The following is a 17,413-nucleotide window of genomic DNA, read 5'->3' as shown; positions in this document are numbered from 1 at the left end:
GGATGTGCTCGCCCTTGTGGTGCCGACCGTTGTAGATGTTCCACAACTCGGGTCGCTGGGCCTTGGGGTCCCACTGACCGAACTCGTCACGGAAACTGAACACCCGCTCCTTGGCGCGCGCCTTCTCCTCATCACGGCGGGCACCGCCAAATGCCGCGTCGAACTTGTTCTCCCGGATCGCGCGCAGCAGCGTCACGGTCTGCAACGGGTTGCGCGAGGGAATGGTTTCGACCACCCGGCCCGCGTCGATGTCGTCCTGCACCTTGGCGATCACCAACCGCACACCGGTCTCGGCCACCAACTCGTCGCGGGTGGCGATCACCTCGTCGAAGTTATGACCGGTGTCGACGTGCATCACCGGGAACGGCAGGCGCCCGGGGCGGAACGCCTTCAGCGCCAGGTGCAACATCACGATCGAGTCCTTGCCGCCGGAGAACAGCAGCACCGGACGCTCGAACTCGGCGGCAACCTCGCGGATGATGTGAATCGCCTCGGCCTCCAGCGAGCGCAGATGGCTTAATTCGTACTGCCCCGCCGCCGGGGCGGCCGTCGCCTCTTGGCTGGTCATCACCCTCCTCGATTCTCGGTAAAGTTGGTAGTTTTGGTCAGGATTATGAGCATTACCGAGTATGAAACCAGCCTGGACGGAACCTGTCAACGGATTGGCGGGCTGACGTGCCGGCGTGGATTGCCTCCAGGGTGACCGATTTGCCCGCCTCCGAGCGAAGATCCGGTCCTCGGTGCCCGAATCCCTGGCAGTGATATCGCCCGTGGTGACAACACGGGTGAGGTAGTAACCCCTAGCTCAGCGACGGATGAGGCGCGTGAGGCGAGCCCGAGGGCTAACCGGTGACTTCGGTGAGCTTGCCGCTGGCGACGTCGAAGATGAACCCGCGCGCCGACGTGTGCTTGGTGACGAACGGGCTGTTCTTGATCCGGTGCAGCGACTGCCGGACATCCTCGGCGAGGTCGGGGAACGCCTCGGCAGACCACGGCGGTTTGACCCCGGTCTCGTCTTGGATCGCGCGCTTGAAGTCGTCGTCGGTGAACGTCAACATTCCGCAGTCGGTGTGGTGGATCAGGATGATCTCGGTGGTTCCCAGCAATCGCTGGCTGATCGCCAGCGACCGGATCGCGTCGTCGGTGACGACGCCGCCGGCGTTGCGGATGACGTGGGCCTCGCCCTCTTTGATACCGAGCAGGCTGTGCACGTCGAGTCGGGCATCCATGCACGCGAGTACCGCGACGTGCTTGCTCGGCGGCAGTGGCAGCGGACCTTCGAACGACTTCGCGTAGTCGGCGTTGTTGGCTAAGTAGTCGTCGGTGACCGTCATGGCCTTCTCCTCGCTCGTGGTCGGCCAACAATTTTACGTTTAGACCGCTGTCGTTTCATCGGTCCGAATCAACCGGATCGCAACGTTGCTCGCGCCGAGCGGCGACGCGTCTCTTAGTCTGTCGGAATGCGACAGGGGCGGGGCCGGTAGCCATGACTCGCTTCTTGGCCCGCCGCGTGCTGAATTACGTCGTGCTGCTGACCTTGGCGTCGTTTTTGACGTTCTGCCTGACCTCGGTGGCGTTCTCACCGCTGGAAAGCCTGATGCAACGCAGTCCGCGACCGCCGCAGTCCGTGATCGACGCCAAGGCCGCCCAACTCGGCCTGAACAAGCCCATCCCGCTGCGTTACGCGCACTGGGCGTCACACGCGGTGCGTGGCGATTTCGGCGCCACTGCGGCCGGTCAGCCCGTGTCGGGTGAGCTGTGGCGTCGCATCGGCGTCAGCCTTCGACTGCTGGTCATCGGTTCGGTGGCCGGCACGATCATCGGGGTGGTGCTCGGCGCATGGGGGGCGATCCGTCAGTACCGCCTCAGCGATCGGGTGATCACCATGCTGTCGCTGCTGGTGCTGTCCGCCCCAACCTTCGTGATCGCCAATCTGCTGATCCTCGCAGCCCTGCGGCTGAACTGGGCACTGGGTGCGCAATTGTTCCAGTACACCGGCGAGACGTCGCCGGCGCTGATCGACGGAGCGTGGCCGCAGTTCGTGGATCGCCTGCAGCACTTGGTATTACCCACGCTCACGTTGACGCTCGGCACCGCCGCGGGCTTCAGCCGCTATCAGCGCAACGCGATGCTCGACGTGCTCGGCCAGGACTTCATTCGCACCGCGCGCGCCAAAGGCCTGACCCGGCGACGCGCTCTGATCAAGCACGGGCTCCGCACCGCGCTGATACCGCTGGCCACGCTGTTCGCCTACGGGGTGGCCGGTTTGGTGACCGGCGCGGTGTTCGTCGAGAAGATCTTCGGCTGGCACGGCATGGGCGAGTGGATGGTGCAGGGCGTGGCGACTCAGGACACCAACATCGTCGCCGCGATCACGGTGTTCGCCGGGGCAGTCGTGCTACTGGCCGGCCTGCTCTCCGACTTCATCTACGCCGCCCTCGATCCCCGGGTGCGGGTGTCATGACCGACGCCGCCGCCTTGGATGCCGAATTCGGGATGCAGGCACCGGAATTCACCTCGCGCCGAACTCTGGTGTTGCGGCGCTTCCTGCGCCGCCCGTCGGCGGTGGCCGCGCTGGGCGTGCTGCTGGCGCTGTTCATCGGCTGCTACACGCTGCCGTCGCTGCTGCCGTACTCCTACTCCGACCTCGACTTCAACGCGTTGCTGCAGCCACCCAATGCCCGACACTGGTTGGGCACCAACGCACTTGGCCAAGATCTGCTGGCTCAGACCTTGCGGGGGATGCAGAAGTCAATGCTGATCGCGGTGTGTGTCGCGTTCATCTCCACCGGCATCGCGGCGACGGTGGGCTCGATCTCGGGCTACTTCGGCGGCTGGCGCGACCGGGCGCTGATGTGGTTCGTCGACCTCATGTTAGTAGTGCCCGGCTTTCTGCTGATCATGATCCTGACCCCGCGCACCAAGAGCTCCGGCAACGTCATCGTACTGGTGTTGCTGTTGGCGGGTTTCGGCTGGATGGTCAGCTCGCGAATGGTCCGCGGCATGACGATGGGCCTGCGAGAACGCGAATTCATCCGCGCCGCAAGGTACATGGGGGTGTCCAATCGGCGGATCATCACCCATCACGTGGTCCCGAATGTGGCGTCGATCCTCATCATCGACGCCGCGCTGAACGTCGCGATGGCCATTCTGGCCGAGACTGGTCTGAGCTTCCTCGGGTTCGGCATCCAGCCCCCGGACGTATCGCTGGGGACACTGATCGCCGACGGCACCCAGTCGGCGACCACCTTCCCGTGGGTTTTCCTGTTCCCGGCCGGCGTCCTGGTGCTGATCCTGGTGTGCGCCAACCTGACCGGCGACGGCCTGCGCGACGCGCTTGACCCAGCCAGCGGTGCGTTGCGCGGTGGCCGCCGATGAGTCACCTCCTGGACGTCACCAACGTGTCGGTCGGCTTCCCCACCGAAGGGCAGCCGCTGCAGGCCGTGCGCGGCATCGATTTCCACGTCGACGCCGGCGAGGTGGTCGCGATCGTCGGCGAATCCGGTTCGGGCAAGTCGACAGCGGCGATGGCGGTCGTGGGCCTGCTTCCGGAGTACGCCGACGTTCGCGGCTCGGCGCGGTTGCAGGGTAACGAGTTGATCGGGCTGCCCGATGATGCGATGTCACGGTTCCGCGGCAACACGATCGGCACGGTGTTTCAGGATCCGATGTCGGCACTGACGCCGGTGTACACCGTGGGCGACCAGATCGCCGAGGCCATCGAGACGCACCAACCCCGCACCGGAAAGCGGGCGGCCCGTCAACGCGCGATCGAATTGCTCGAGCTGGTCGGCATCGCCCAGCCCGACCGCCGCGCCCGTGCCTTTCCACACGAGCTGTCCGGTGGTGAACGCCAGCGGGTGGTGATCGCAATGGCGATCGCCAACGATCCGGACCTGTTGATCTGCGACGAGCCGACAACCGCACTCGACGTCACGGTGCAGGCGCAGATTCTCGACGTGCTGAGGACCGCCCGTGACGTGACCGGGGCGGGGGTGCTGATCATCACCCACGACCTCGGTGTGGTTGGCGAGTTCGCCGACCGGGCGCTGGTGATGTATGCCGGCAAGATCGTGGAGTCGGCCGCGGTCAGCGATGTCTACCGCGATCGCCGAATGCCTTACACCGTTGGGTTATTGGGTTCGGTGCCGCGACTGGATGCCCCGCAGGGCACCCGGCTGGTGCCGATACCGGGCGCTCCCCCGTCGCTGTCGGCGCTCGAACCGGGATGCCCGTTCGCGCCGCGCTGCCCGCTGGTCGTCGAGCAGTGTCGCGCCGAAGAGCCGAAGTTGTCGACTGTGGCTCCCGATCACGGGGCGGCCTGCATCCGCACCGAACACGTCGTCGGGCGCACGGCCGCCGAAATCTACGGAGTCAGCACCGAAGCCGAAGCCGTCGAGCCCGGCGAACCGCCTGTCGTCGTGCGGGTCCGCGACCTGGTCAAGACCTATCCGTTGACCAAAGGCGTGCTGCTGCGCCGCAACATCGGCGAAGTCCGCGCGGTCGACGGCATCAGCTTCGAACTCCGGCAAGGCCGCACGCTGGCCATCGTCGGTGAGTCGGGCTCGGGCAAGTCGACGACGTTGCACGAGATCCTCGAGTTGGTTGCGCCGCAATCGGGTTCGATCGACGTGCTGGGGGCCGACGTCGCCACGCTGAACAGGTCGAGCCGTCGGGCGATGCGGCGCGACATCCAGGTCATCTTTCAGGATCCGGCCGCCTCGCTGGATCCGCGGCTACCGGTTTTCGATCTGTTGGCAGAGCCGTTGCACGCCAACGGATTCAGCAAAGCCGACACCAGTAGCCGGGTCGCCGAGCTGCTCGAAACCGTCGGGCTGAGCCACGGCGATGCCAGCCGGTACCCGGCCGAATTCTCCGGCGGGCAGAAGCAGCGGATCGGGATCGCGCGGGCGTTGGCGCTGCGGCCCAAGATTCTGGCGCTCGACGAACCCGTCTCGGCGCTCGACGTGTCGATCCAGGCCGGCATCCTGAACCTGTTGCTCGACCTGCAGCAAGAGTTCGGTCTGTCATATCTGTTTGTCTCGCATAATCTTTCGGTGGTCAAGCATCTCGCCCACCAGGTCGTCGTGATGCTTCGCGGCGTCGTTGTGGAACAGGGTGACAGCGACGAGGTGTTCGGCCGGCCACAGCACGAGTACACGCGGCGACTGCTGGCCGCGGTGCCGCAACCGGATTCGGCTCGTGGCTAGGCGGGCCGGGCCGGCGATCGTGTTCGCCGTGAGCCTGATCCTCGCCGGGTGTTCGGCGGCCACCGGCTATGTGCCGTCCGACTCGGCCACCGCGATCGGTGCCACCAGCGATGTCAACCCGCAAAACCCGGCGACCCTGCGTGATGGCGGCGACCTGCGGCTCGCACTCACCGAATTCCCTTCCAACTTCAACACATTGCACATCGACGGTAACTCCGCCGATGTCGGCGCCTTGCGGAAAGCCACCATGCCGCGCGCGTTCGTGATCGGACCGGACGGCTCCACGACCGTCGACACCGACTTCTTCAGCAGCGTCGAACTGACCGGGACCAACCCGCAGGTGGTCACCTACACCATCAACCCGAAGGCAATCTGGTCGGACGGCACACCGCTCAGCTGGGAGGACATCGCCAGCCAGATCCATGCCACCAGCGGGGCCGACAAGAACTTCGCGATCGCGGGCACCAACGGCAGCGAGCGGGTGAAGTCGGTGACCCGGGGCGTTGACGACCGTCAGGCCGTGATCACCTTCGCCAAGCCATACGCCGAGTGGCGCGGGATGTTCGCCGGCAACACCATGCTGCTACCCAAGAGCAGCACCGCGACCCCGGAGGTGTTCAACACCGCACAGCTGTCCGGCCCCGGACCGTCGGCCGGCCCGTTCGTCGTGTCGGAGCTGGATCGGAGTAAGCAGCGAATCGTGTTGACCCGCAACCCCAAGTGGTGGGGCGAGCGGCCGCGGCTAGACCGCATCACCTACCTGGTGCTCGACGACGCCGCGCGGTTGCCGGCGCTGCAGAACAAGGCGATCGACGCGACCGGCGTCGCCGGGCTGGATCAGATGACGATCGCCAGGCGCACCAAGGGCATCTCGATCCGCCGCGCGCCCACCCCGAGCTGGTATCACTTCACTTTCAACGGCGCCAAGGGGTCGATCCTGTCCGACCCGGCGTTGCGCCGCGCCGTCGCCGAAGGTATCGACCGGCAAAGCATCGCCACCGTCACCCAGCACGGGCTCACCAGCCACCCGGCGGCGCTGAACAACCACATCTATGTCGAGGGCCAGCAAGGCTACGAAGACAACAGCGGCGTTGTCGCCTACAACCCGGACAAGGCCAAACACGACCTCGACGCGCTGGGCTGGAAACTCAACGGGCAGTTCCGCGAACGGGACGGACATCAGCTCGTCATCCGCGACCTGTTCTATGACGCGCAGAGCAGTCGGCAGTTCGGCCTGATCGCGCAACACAGCCTCGCGCAGATCGGAGTCAAACTCGAGCTGATGGCGAAGGCCGGCAGCGGCTTCTTCACCAACTACATCAACGTCGGTGCGTTCGACCTCGCCCAATTCGGTTGGATGGGCGACGCTTTCCCGTTGTCCGCGCTCACCCAGATCTATGCGTCCACCGGGGAGAGTAACTTCGGCAAGATCGGCAGTCCCGAGATCGACGCCAAAATCGAGCAGACGCTGCAAGAGCTGGATCCCGCCAAGGCGCGAACCTTGGCCAACGAAGTCGACAAGCTGATCTGGGCGGAAGGCTTCAGCCTGCCGCTAACCCAGTCACCCGGCAACGTCGCGGTCAACAGCTCGCTGGCCAACTTCGGTGCGGCCGGCCTCGCCGACCTCGATTACACCGCAATCGGGTTCATGCGCTGAGGCCCGCGGCTGGGACATCGGCGCTGCGGTCCTCGCTTCTTTGGTTTTGATACTCCCAAACACCCGACCAAGGACGTCAGGTTGTTTCGCTGTGCGTCGGTTGCTACCGTCCTCGGTTCGAAACCGACGCGCGTTCAAACCGGGATGCCAGAGGGGCCTTACCGTTTAGTCTCCCGACATGGACCGCATCTGGCAGTGGGCGTGGGATCGATACGGGGCGAGGTACTCGTGGGCGGTCTGCGCGACCGTATGTGCCGTGTCGCTGCCAGGCAGCCTTCTTATGTCGTTTGGCGTTGTCGCTTTTGAGAGGTCGAGTCAATACGTCGCCGCCGGCGCCGTGAGTGTTATTGGCGTGCTCGCGATGTGCTGCGTGTTTTATCCGCCCGGCCACCGACGGCTTCGCCTTCCCGAGCAATGGGCAGCCGGCCACAAGGTCGATCGTGCGAAAGCCTTGAAAGACAGTTACGCCTATGGTCGGGGGGCGATTACCCGAGGGGTGGGTGGGAACGCTGTGGGGTGCGCCGCGATGTTGGTTGCTGTGGGTGCGATTGCCGGAGCGACAGAGTCACGGCTGGTCCAGTATGCGATCGTGGGAGCCGCGGCAGGAGTATCCGTGGCGCTGATCGTTGGACACAGCTTCGTCGAACCGGCATTGCGACCGGCCAGGATCGCCCTCGCCGGTGACACGGCGATCGGGGATTCGCTGCCCCGATCTCGCCCGACGTTTGCCAGGTGGTCGAACGTGTCCGTGTCCGCGGTCGCGTTCGTCTTCGCCATGGCGGGCGCGATGCTGGCAGTCATATTTGAAACTGCCAGTGAGGTCCCGCTGCTGTGGGCCGTGATCGGGTGCGCGTTGGCGCTTGGCTTCGCGATGCCGATCTTCGTCGGCGTCGGGTCTGCACCTTCCATGCAACCTATTCGCGACCTCGCTGCGGGAACCGAACGGGTTGCCGCGGGCAATTACAGTCAACGCCTGCCCGTGGTGCAGGACGATGACCTCGGTGCGCTGTCGGCGTCGTTCAATCGCATGCAGGCCGGATTGGCTGAACGACAACGACTTCAGGCCGCATTCGGCACCTACGTCGACCCGGCTCTCGCGGCACGGCTGCTCGAGCAGGGCGACGACGTGTTCACCGGGGAGCGCCGCGAGGTAACCGTGATGTTCGTCGACGTCCGCGACTTCACCCCGTTCGCCGAGGCGAATACCGCCGAGGACACCGTTGCACGCCTCAACGCGCTGTTCGAGATCGTCGTGCCCGCAGTTGTCGACGCCGGTGGGCATGTCAACAAGTTCCTTGGCGACGGCGCTCTGGCGGTCTTCGGCGCCCCCAACGCCCTCGCGGACCATGCCGACGCCGCAGTGACCGCCGCGGTGTCGATTCACCGTCTCGTCACTGAGCGTTTCGGCGGCGAACTTCAAATCGGTATCGGCATCAACACCGGTCTGGTGATCGCCGGGACCATCGGCGGCGCAGGCAAACTCGAGTTCACCCTGATCGGTGACACCGTCAACGTGGCAGCCCGCGTCGAGCAGCTCACCAAAACCACCGGCGACAAGATCCTTATCACCGAGCAGTGCGTTGCTGCTTTGGCGCATCGACCGCCCGCCCTCATCGACCGGGGATCCCATATCTTGAAAGGAAAGTCAGCCGCCGTGCAGGTCTTCGGCCTCGACCAATAGACTCACGCGCGAGTCAACCCCACGAGCTTGACCTGATCGAAAGTTGTTAGGCGGCAAGGACTCGCGTGGCGGCCCTGCGTCCGGCGACCACTGCCGACTCTTGTGAGGGTAGGGCCATGTAATCGCCTGCTATCTGGACAGGGCCTGCGACCGGATAGTTGTCGAGAAATTTTTGCAGGGCTTTGTAGTAACCAACGTCAGCTTGGTTGGCGGCATACTGCCAACGCTCGAGGCGAGCACCTAGATAGTGGTCGCGAAGCTCAGGGAACAGCCGCTCGATCAGTTCCCTTGCCGTGGTCGTCAGTCGATCCTCGGTCCAATTCATCGAGTCAATATCAAGTTGTTCAGGGAAAAACGCCGTGATAAGACTCGCTCCTGCCGGGGCGCGATCAGGTGCCTTGACATGTTCGAGGAACAGGCTGCTGATCTCGAGGGAAGCCGCCTTTGGCACCATCACAAGGAACGGTTCTTTCTCAGTACGCCTGGAATACCTGAGCTGCAGCGAGCAACAACCGGAGTCCATGGACTTTGAAATTAACTCGGTTCCAAGCGCTTTCAGCGGTTCATATATGCCGACAGCGGTTCGGAATGGCGTGGCAATCACACATGCGTCTGCGTGTTCACAGGCCTCAGTCCCGGCCTCGTTTTGGTAATGGACTTCTACTCCGTTGTCGGCATTTAGGACTTGGGTCACCGGCGAGCTGAGACGAACGTCCAGCTTCTCGGCCAACATTGACGGCAGGAGCTGCAAACCGCCTTCTAGCGTTTGCATCTTTCCCGACGCGGTAACCGCGCCCGCAAGAAATCCTACGACCGACGCCTCGCCCGGAGAGCTGGACACCATTGAGCGCGTGATGCCGTCGATTATCAAGTCGTTAAGCTCGCGTCCAAATATTCGGTCGATATAAGCCTCGATCGACTCGGTGTCGTAGTGGACACGATTGCGCAAGTCATACGGGTTCATGCCGGATAGCGGCCTGATCAGACGCACGCCACGCGCTATCAACTGCAACTTCGCGGCGGACGGCAAAAGCTTGGTGTTAAAAAATGACCGAAGAGGCTTGCTGGTATCGAGAATATGTAAGTCGCTGCCTTTCACCACTGCGATCTGAGGCGGGCAGTCAATCAACTTGTCCGACAAGCCCACGTCGCGGACAAGTTCCATATATTCGGTGTAGTTGTCGGTCACGATGGTGGGTCCGACATCAAACAGGAAGCCGTCTTCGAACTCAGACAACACCCTGCCCCCGACACGGTCCAGGGCTTCTAGCACCGTGACCTGGCAGCCCTGTTCATGTAGCCGATATGCGGCGCTTAAACCGGCCAACCCGCTACCAACGATGACTACACGCTTCATAGCGGCTTCTCCTCAGCGCCCTCAGGGACTACGTGATCGTAGCGAGCAGGGAAGGACACCGGACGCTCTTACAGGCCTCGGTCCGTGAGCCAACCGTCAATCCTTTCGGCGACCGCCTGCCATCCGGGCTCAAGCATCATGTTGTTGGCAGGACCCCAAGAATTGGTCCACTTTTTTGTGAGAGTCGATTTTATTTGTGCGTTGCAATGGCACCCTACCCAGCTCGTGGCTGGTCGGCGGGTTCAGTGTCCGGCGTCGAATTCGATAGGCAGAGTGGTGGGTCCGCTCAGTGCGGTCAGCGGTTTCCATGGGGCCGGACCGGTGCGGCGGGCGTTGGGCATGCGCCGTGTCATCACCGCCAGGGCTTCGGCCAACTCGAGGCGGGCGAGATGGGCACCGAGGCAGTAGTGCATGCCGGCGCCGAATGTCTGGATCGGTGGGGCGCCCACGCGGCTGATGTCGAGACGGTCGGGGTCGTCGCAGACCGCGGGATCCCGGTTGGCCGCCCCAGTGTTGACGACGACTATTGTGTCGGCCGCGATTTTGACGCCGGCGACTTCGACATCCTCCATCGTGGCGCGCAACGTGACGAAGGTGATCGGCGAATGGCGGATGAGCTCCTCGACGGCATTGACCGCAAGCTCCGGATGCCGGCCCAGGAGTGCCCACTGGTCGGGGTGATCGCACAGCACGTGTACCGCCGCACTCAACTGGAGGCGGGTCGTGTCGGTGCCTGCCAACAACAGCGCGGCCACGAGCATGCGGAGTTCGTCGGCGCTGAGGCGATCGCCATCGTCCTCGGCGCGGATCAGCTCGGAGATCAGGTCGTCGGTCAATGCGTGCCGCCGGTGCGCGAGCATGTCGTCGATGTAGGTGTCGAGAGCATCCCAGGCGGTCAGGATCGCCGATGTTTCCTTGGCGGCATTCCAGCTGAAAGCCTTCAAGATGTCATCTGTCCAGCTGGAGAACAGTTCCCAGTCTTCGGGCGGTGCGCCCAGTAGCGCGCAGATGACCGGGATCGGGTATTGGCGGGCAATGTCGGTGACCACGTCGCAGCGCCCGTGGGCGCTGTGGCGGTCAACCAGTCCCGTGATGATGTCGACGATCGTCGTGCGCAGCCGTGGCGTCGCTTTGGGTGTGAAGGCTTTGCACACCAGTCGGCGTAGCCGGTGGTGTTCCTCCCCGTTGAGGCTGAGAATGTTGGCGGCGACGCGGTCCCAAAGCGGGCCAGAGGTGATGCCTTGCGCTGCAAGGAACATCCCTTGAGGCACCCGGAATCGCGGGTCGCGGAGCGCGGTGCGCACGAGATCGTAGGTCAGCAGCTCGGGCCCGTATGGCCCGATCGCGATCGGCGCCTTCTCGCGGGCCTGGCTGATGATTGCGTGGGCTTCGTCGGGGTGTTGAGCGTATTCGTAGTTGATCGTCGGTAGTCCGGCATCGAAGACGCTTGGGCAGCTCGATCCGTCAACGGTTACGGTCATGGTGGTCCTCCTCGGTCGGGTCCTCGACTCGACTGTGGGGCTTCCGGAGCGCCAGATCATCGGGGAGAACTCGTAACTGAACGGGCCCGGTCTATAGGCGCGCACCGGCATGGTGTTTTGCCCTACGTGGTTCCCCCGGTGGCGCGATGTTTCACCGAACCGACCGCTCAGCGACGTCGGGATACGGGTTTTCACTGATGTTTGCGGCTCCCTGCCCCGAGATGCTGGCTAGCATGACCGAAACTGATCCACGTGCGGACATGCCGCCGGTGAACTGGAGTGAGTTGGGCGTGGGCGAGCTGCCAACCGGAACGGTGACGCTGCTGCTGGCCGACGTCGAGGGCTCGACGCGGTTGTGGGAGACCCAACCGGAGGAGATGACCGCCGCCGTCGCTCGCTTGGACCGCATGCTAGGAGACCTGCTCGCCGCCCACGGCGGGGTGCGGCCGGTCGAGCAGGGTGAGGGCGACAGCTTTGTGGTCGCGTTCGCCCGCGCGAGCGAGGCGGCTGCGTGCGCATTGGAGTTGCAGCGGGCGCCGCTGGCCCCGATCCGGTTGCGCATCGGTGTGCATACCGGAGAGGTGCAGCTGCGCGATGAGGGTAATTACGTTGGCCCGACGATCAACCGGACGGCGCGGCTGCGCGATCTCGCGCACGGCGGCCAGACGGTGCTCTCGGGCACCGCCGAGGATTTGGTTGTCGATACGCTTCCGGCCGACGCGTGGCTGACCGATCTCGGCAGTCACGAACTGCGCGGTGTCGCCCGTCCCGAACGGGTGGTGCAGCTGTGCCACCCCGATATCCGCAACGACTTCCCGCCGCTTCGGACGTCGAAACCCGTTGCCGCGGAGCATTTACCGGTGCAGCTCACCAGTTTTGTCGGCCGCGGCGCGGAGATTCACGATGTGCGGCAGACCCTCGTTGCCAACCGGCTGGTCACCTTGACCGGCGCCGGCGGTGCCGGTAAGACCCGTCTGGCCATACAGGTCGCGGGTCAGATGGCTACCGATTTCGGTGACGGAGTGTGGTATGTCGAGCTGGCGCCGATCACCGACCCCGACCTGGTGCCAGTCGCGATGGTAGGTGCCCTCGGCCTGGCGGATCAGCCGAGCCGCCCCACAACAGAGACGCTCATCGGGTTCGTAAGAGATCGTCGGATGTTGGTGCTGCTGGACAACTGTGAACACCTTCTGGATGCGAGTGCTGCGCTGATCACCGCGCTGCTGAGCGCCTGTCCGCGGCTGACGCTGCTGGCAACGAGTCGTGAGCCGATCGGGGTCGCCGGCGAGGTGACTTGGCAAGTGCCGTCGCTCTCGTTGGACGACGAGGCCATCGAGCTGTTCGTCGACCGAGCGCGCCGGGTGCGATCCGGATTCACAGTCACCGACGACGACAACGACGCTGTGAAGGAGATCTGCCGTCGCCTCGACGGCATGCCGCTGGCCATCGAACTCGCCGCGGCCCGGGTGCGTGCGTTGACGCTCCACGAGATCGTCGACAGTTTGCACGACCGCTTCCGCTTGTTGACCGGTGGTTCCCGCACTTCGGTGCGTCGCCAACAGACACTGCATGCGTCGGTGGATTGGTCGCATGCGCTGCTGACCGAGCCCGAGCGAGTCTTGTTTCGCCGGCTTGCGCCGTTCATGGGTGGATTCGACCTCGCCGCCGCCCGTGCCGTCGCTGGCGGCACCGAGGTCGAGCGATACCAGGTCCTCGACCAACTCACTCTGCTCGTGGACAAGTCGTTGGTGGGGGCCGACGACACGGGCGGCCGAATGCGGTACCGGCTACTTGAAACCGTGCGCCAGTACGCCCTGGAAAAGCTCGGCGAGTCCGGTGAAGCCGATACCGTGCGGGCGCGTCACCGCGATTACTTCACCTTGATGGCTAGCCAGCTCGATGCCCCGGCGGCCAGCGGCCACCAGCAGCGTGTCGAGCAAGCTGAGAGCGAGATCGACAACCTGCGCTCGGCCTTCGCCTGGAGCCAGGAGAACTCAGACGTCGAGCGTGCGCTGCAGCTCGTGTCGTCACTGCAGCCGCTCTGGCTAGGGCGGGGCCGTATCCAGGAAGGACTGGCCTGGTACGACGCCATCCTCAGCGACGACACCGCGCACGGCATCGAGGTGGCGGCCGGGGTACGGGCGCGGGCGCTCGCCGACAAGGCCGCGCTCGCCACCCAGGTCGTCGCCGTCGACAGCCTCGATCAGGCCGAAGAAGCCCTGGCGATCGCGCGTGAAATTGGCGACCCGGCCCTGGTGGCCCGGGCGCTCACCGCCTGCGGAGGTATCGCCGCCTACAACACCGAGGTGGCTTCGCGCTACCTCGCCGAGGCGAACGAACTGGCCCGGGGCCTCGGCGACCAAGGGATGTTGAGCGAGATCCTCGGCTTTCAGGCGTACGCCGCATTCATCGCGGGTGACCCGATCGCCGCGCGTGCGGCCGGTGAAGAAGGACGCGACCTCGCCGAGTCGATCGGTGACCGGCCTGCCGCGTTTCGCTGTCGCTGGAGCCTCGGTTTGGCACAGTGGATGCAGGGCGAGTTGGCCGGGGCCGTCGCACAGTTTCGCGGCGCGGCTGCCGACGCCGAGACCAATCACGACGTGGTCGGGACGGCGGCAATGCTGTTCTGCCAGGGCATGGTGTTGGCGTACCACGGTGACATCAGTGCGGCGCGAGCCGCGGCCGACGCGGCGATCGAGGCCGCAGCGGAGATCGGTGGGTTCATTGAGGGCTTTAGCTACGCGGCGTTGGCTACGGCGAGCCTGGCCGCAGGTGATGTAGCGGCCGCGGCCGATGCGAGCGAGGCGGCCTCGCAGCGGTTGAGTGCCCAGCTGGGGGTGGTGAATATCAACCCAGTAGCGCAGGTTGCCCTTGCGCGTGGTGATTTGGTCGCGGCCCGCCGCTGGGCGGACGATGCCGTCTCGGTGATGAGGGGCTGGCACCTAGCGGTGGCGCTGACGACGCGTGCGCGGGTTGCGATCGCACAGGGCGAGCCGGAGCAGGCCGATCGCGACGCCTACCGGGCGCTCGCGTGCGCCGCCGAAGTCGAGGCGCATCTGGCTCTCCCCGATACTGTCGAGTGCCTGGCAACGCTGGCCGGCGCCGCCGACAGTCACCGAGAAGCCGCGCGACTATTCGGCGCGGCGCAGGCCCTGCGGGAACGCATGGGTGCGGTCCGGTTCAAGATCTATGACGCCGGGCACGATGCCGCGGTCGCGACGCTTCGTAATGCATTGGGCGCAGCCGACTTCGAGTCTGCACGGGCCGAGGGCGCCGCGCTGTCCACCGGCAAAGCGATCGCCTACGCCCAACGCGGCCGCGGCGAGCGCAAACGCCCGGCCAGCGGCTGGGCATCGCTGACGCCAACCGAACTGGACGTCGTCCGGCTCGTCAGTGCCGGCTTGGGCAACAAGGACATCGCGACAAGGCTTTTCGTCTCACCACGCACCGTCGAAACCCACCTCACTCATGTCTACACCAAGCTGGGCCTGGCTTCGCGCGTCCAACTTGCCCAAGAGGCAGCACGTCACGCCTGACCGATGGGGCGGCCAAGCCTTTCGACGGGGTCGGATTATCGGGCCACTGACAACTACCGGTGTTGCATCGACTTCGCGTACCCGCGTCGCAGCCGACGGTGTTACCGGATCGCAAGGTGCGTCACTGTTCTCACTGCTTTGGGGGTTTATTGGTGGGTGCAGTTGGCGGCGTAGCGGGCTGGCGGCTGGTAGCCCAGGGCGGAGTGGGGGCGGTGGTGGTTGTATTGATACTTCCAATCGCCGATGACGACGCGGGCGTGCGCCAGTGACCAGAAGATGTTGATGTTGAGGCATTCGTCGCGGACCCTGCTGTTGAAAGATTCGATATAGCCATTGCGCCACGGCTGGCCTGGCGGGATGAACGCCAGTAATAGGCGATCACCGGCCCAGTCGGCCATCGCTGCGCAGGCCAGCTCGGGCCCGTTGTCACAACGCAGCACAGCGGGGTAACCGCGTTGGGTCGCCAGCCGGTCCAGCTCATCGATCAGGACATCGGCGGTGACGGAGCGTTCAACCAGCCCGCCCAAGCATTCGCGGGTGTGCTCATCAACGATCGACACGATCTTGACCGGGCGCCCGTCGGTGGTGGCGTCGAATTGAAAGTCCACTGCCCACACCCGATTCGGCGCATCGGCAACCACGATCCCGGCCGTGGTGCTGGCGCCGAGGCGTTTGCGGCGGCGGCGCTGCGGCACCCGCAGGCCCTCTTCGCGCCATAAGCGTTGCAGGCGTTTGTGGTTGACATACCAGCCGTTGGCGCGGGCGCAATGGTAGGCGCGGCGAAACCCCCACCGGGGATGCTCTTTGGCCCACAAGCGCAGCCACGCCCTCAAAGCGGCATCCGGGTCTCCCGGCGTCTGGCTGGCTGGGCGGTGACGCTGGGTGGTGCGGTGTTGCCCGGTGACCCGGCAGGCGAACCGCTCACTGACCTGCATCACCCGCATCAGGTGGTGCACGGCGGCTCGCCGGCGCTCCGGGCTCAGAAGTTTCCCTGGGCGATCTCCTTGAGCGCGGCCTTCTCTAGCTCCGCCTCGGCCAACAGCCGCTTGAGCGTGGCGTTCTCTCGCTCCAGATCCTTGAGCCGCTTGACGTCGTCGGCCTTGAGCCCGCCGAATTGATTGCGCCAGCGATAATAGGTCTGCTCGGAGACCTGCAGCTCGCGGCACACGTCGGCAATCTCCTTGCCCTCGGCCAGCATACGATCCGCCTGGGTTAGCTTGCGCACCACCTGCTCGGGCGTGTGTCGTTTCCTCGTTGCCATCGGGATCGTCCTTCCTGCCCACAAACATGGGCGGCAAGACTCTCACTCAACGTGGACCAACCAACCGGGGTCAGGGCATTGTGGCGTTAGTTTTGAGAATGGCTCGCGCCTCGACAAGCCAGCACGGTCGTTCACAAACTCGGAGATGTCTAAGACATGGCTTTGAACAGCGATTAGTCCCTCTGCCCTGAACTAACCTTTGGCTGTGAGCACTGCACGGACTCGCTATGCCAAGTGCGGCGACATGGACGTCGCCTATCAGGTGATTGGTGATGGTGCGCATGATTTGGTGGTGTTGCCGTCTGCCCTGATTTCGATCGATTCCATCGCGGCCGAGCCGTCGATGAATCGCTTTCATGAACGGCTAGCGTCATTCTGCAGGGTGATCCGGCTTGACCACCGTGGGACGGGTCTTTCCTCGCGTGTTCCATCGATAGATGTGATTGGGCCGCAGTTTTGGGCAGAGGACGCGATCGCCGTGATGGATGCGGTTGGGTGTTCGAAGGCGACGATCTTTATCTCCGGTTTCGGGTCGATGAACGGACTTGTACTGGCCGCGAACTACCCCGATCGGGTGAATGGACTGGTTGTCGTCAACGGCGCGGCTCGCTTTTTGTGGGCCGACGATTATCCGTTCGGCTTTAAGCTGAGCCAGTCCATCGCCTTAACGACATCGGCCTACGAACTAGATGCGGTCGAGCAGGGTGTCGATGTCCTCGAATGGATGGCCCCATCGGTCGCCGGCGTGGAAGCGTTTCGCACGTGGTGGGACCGTGCGGGTAATGGTGCGGCATCGCCGACCATGGCCCGCGCCGTGGGCACGGCGGCGGTGAAAGCAGACTTGCGTGACGTTCTCGAACGCATCACAGCGCCGACGCTGATTTTGCACCGCCGCGGTTCCACCTTCATTCCACCCGGACATGGGCGCTACTTAGCGGAGCACATAACTCAGTCCACCTACGTCGAATTACCGGGTGCCGACACGCTGTATTGGTTGGCGACACCGCTGAGTTGCTCTACGAGGTCGAGGAATTCGTCACCGGCGTGCGTGGTGGCGCTGGGTGCGACCGAGTGGTGGCCACGATCCTCTTCACCGACATCGTCGGCTCCACGGGACACGCCGCGGCGCTCGGCGACGACCGGTGGCACGATCTGTTGGATAACCACGACAGCATCATTCGCCACCAGCTCAAGCGCTTCGGCGGCCGTGAAGTTAACACCGTCGGCGAC

11 protein-coding genes and 1 pseudogene are annotated in these 17,413 nt (G+C 64.6%); 7 read left to right on the top strand and 5 right to left on the bottom strand.

From position 1 onward, the window contains the following. Window positions 1-568: sulfate adenylyltransferase subunit CysD (cysD, locus tag VN856_RS00195; RefSeq protein ID WP_325685118.1), on the bottom strand; the 568-nt coding region annotated here is incomplete at its 3' end. Between the two features lie 274 nt (window positions 569-842). After that, complete coding sequence (locus VN856_RS00190; RefSeq protein WP_325685117.1) at window positions 843-1,334, bottom strand: carbonic anhydrase; 492 nt, start codon at window positions 1,332-1,334, stop codon at window positions 843-845. A gap of 152 nt (window positions 1,335-1,486) precedes the next feature. Between VN856_RS00190 and VN856_RS00185 the strand changes: the two genes are divergently transcribed. The 5 genes from VN856_RS00185 to VN856_RS00165 all read left to right on the top strand — a co-directional run bounded on the left by VN856_RS00185 (window position 1,487) and on the right by VN856_RS00165 (window position 8,548). After that, window positions 1,487-2,464 (top strand): ABC transporter permease, encoded by a 978-nt coding sequence (locus VN856_RS00185; protein ID WP_325685116.1) that lies wholly within the window; start codon window positions 1,487-1,489, stop codon window positions 2,462-2,464. Between the two features lie 32 nt (window positions 2,465-2,496). Next, a complete protein-coding gene (locus tag VN856_RS00180) occupies window positions 2,497-3,378 on the top strand; it encodes an ABC transporter permease (protein WP_325685121.1) in 882 nt (293 codons plus the stop codon). Continuing rightward, entirely contained in the window at window positions 3,375-5,210 is a 1,836-nt protein-coding gene (locus tag VN856_RS00175; protein ID WP_325685115.1) for an ABC transporter ATP-binding protein, read from the top strand. The genes VN856_RS00180 and VN856_RS00175 overlap by 4 nt, the downstream gene beginning before the upstream one ends. Next, on the top strand, window positions 5,203-6,867 hold the full coding sequence (locus VN856_RS00170; protein ID WP_414686836.1) for an ABC transporter family substrate-binding protein: 1,665 nt from the start codon (window positions 5,203-5,205) through the stop codon (window positions 6,865-6,867). The genes VN856_RS00175 and VN856_RS00170 overlap by 8 nt, the downstream gene beginning before the upstream one ends. Window positions 6,868-7,045: 178 nt before the next feature. Then, complete coding sequence (locus VN856_RS00165; RefSeq protein ID WP_325685114.1) at window positions 7,046-8,548, top strand: adenylate/guanylate cyclase domain-containing protein; 1,503 nt, start codon at window positions 7,046-7,048, stop codon at window positions 8,546-8,548. 46 nt (window positions 8,549-8,594) lie between these two features. Here the strand turns inward: VN856_RS00165 and VN856_RS00160 are convergent, their stop codons facing one another. Then, window positions 8,595-9,905, bottom strand: coding sequence for an NAD(P)/FAD-dependent oxidoreductase (locus VN856_RS00160; protein ID WP_325685113.1), 1,311 nt, complete (start codon window positions 9,903-9,905; stop codon window positions 8,595-8,597). A 242-nt stretch (window positions 9,906-10,147) separates the two neighbouring features. After that, window positions 10,148-11,386 (bottom strand): cytochrome P450, encoded by a 1,239-nt coding sequence (locus VN856_RS00155; protein ID WP_325685112.1) that lies wholly within the window; start codon window positions 11,384-11,386, stop codon window positions 10,148-10,150. Window positions 11,387-11,646: 260 nt separating this feature from the next. Between VN856_RS00155 and VN856_RS00150 the strand changes: the two genes are divergently transcribed. Next, window positions 11,647-14,922 (top strand): helix-turn-helix transcriptional regulator, encoded by a 3,276-nt coding sequence (locus VN856_RS00150; protein ID WP_325685119.1) that lies wholly within the window; start codon window positions 11,647-11,649, stop codon window positions 14,920-14,922. Window positions 14,923-15,068: 146 nt separating this feature from the next. On the opposite strand, the gene VN856_RS00145 is transcribed toward VN856_RS00150, so the two are convergent. Next, a protein-coding gene (locus tag VN856_RS00145) for an IS3 family transposase (protein WP_325685111.1) occupies window positions 15,069-16,183 on the bottom strand; the annotation gives its coding sequence in 2 pieces (ribosomal slippage) (window positions 15,069-15,916 and window positions 15,916-16,183; 1,116 coding nt in all). Window positions 16,184-16,427: 244 nt separating this feature from the next. Here VN856_RS00145 and VN856_RS00140 point away from each other — a divergent pair. Beyond that, a pseudogene (locus tag VN856_RS00140) lies at window positions 16,428-17,413 on the top strand (alpha/beta fold hydrolase); the annotation flags it as partial.

Origin of the sequence: Mycobacterium sp., assembly GCF_035603715.1 — a bacterium.
Lineage (GTDB): Bacteria > Actinomycetota > Actinomycetes > Mycobacteriales > Mycobacteriaceae > Mycobacterium.
Note: the sequence above shows the minus strand (reverse complement) of the source record. Positions and strands in the feature narration are given on the sequence as shown.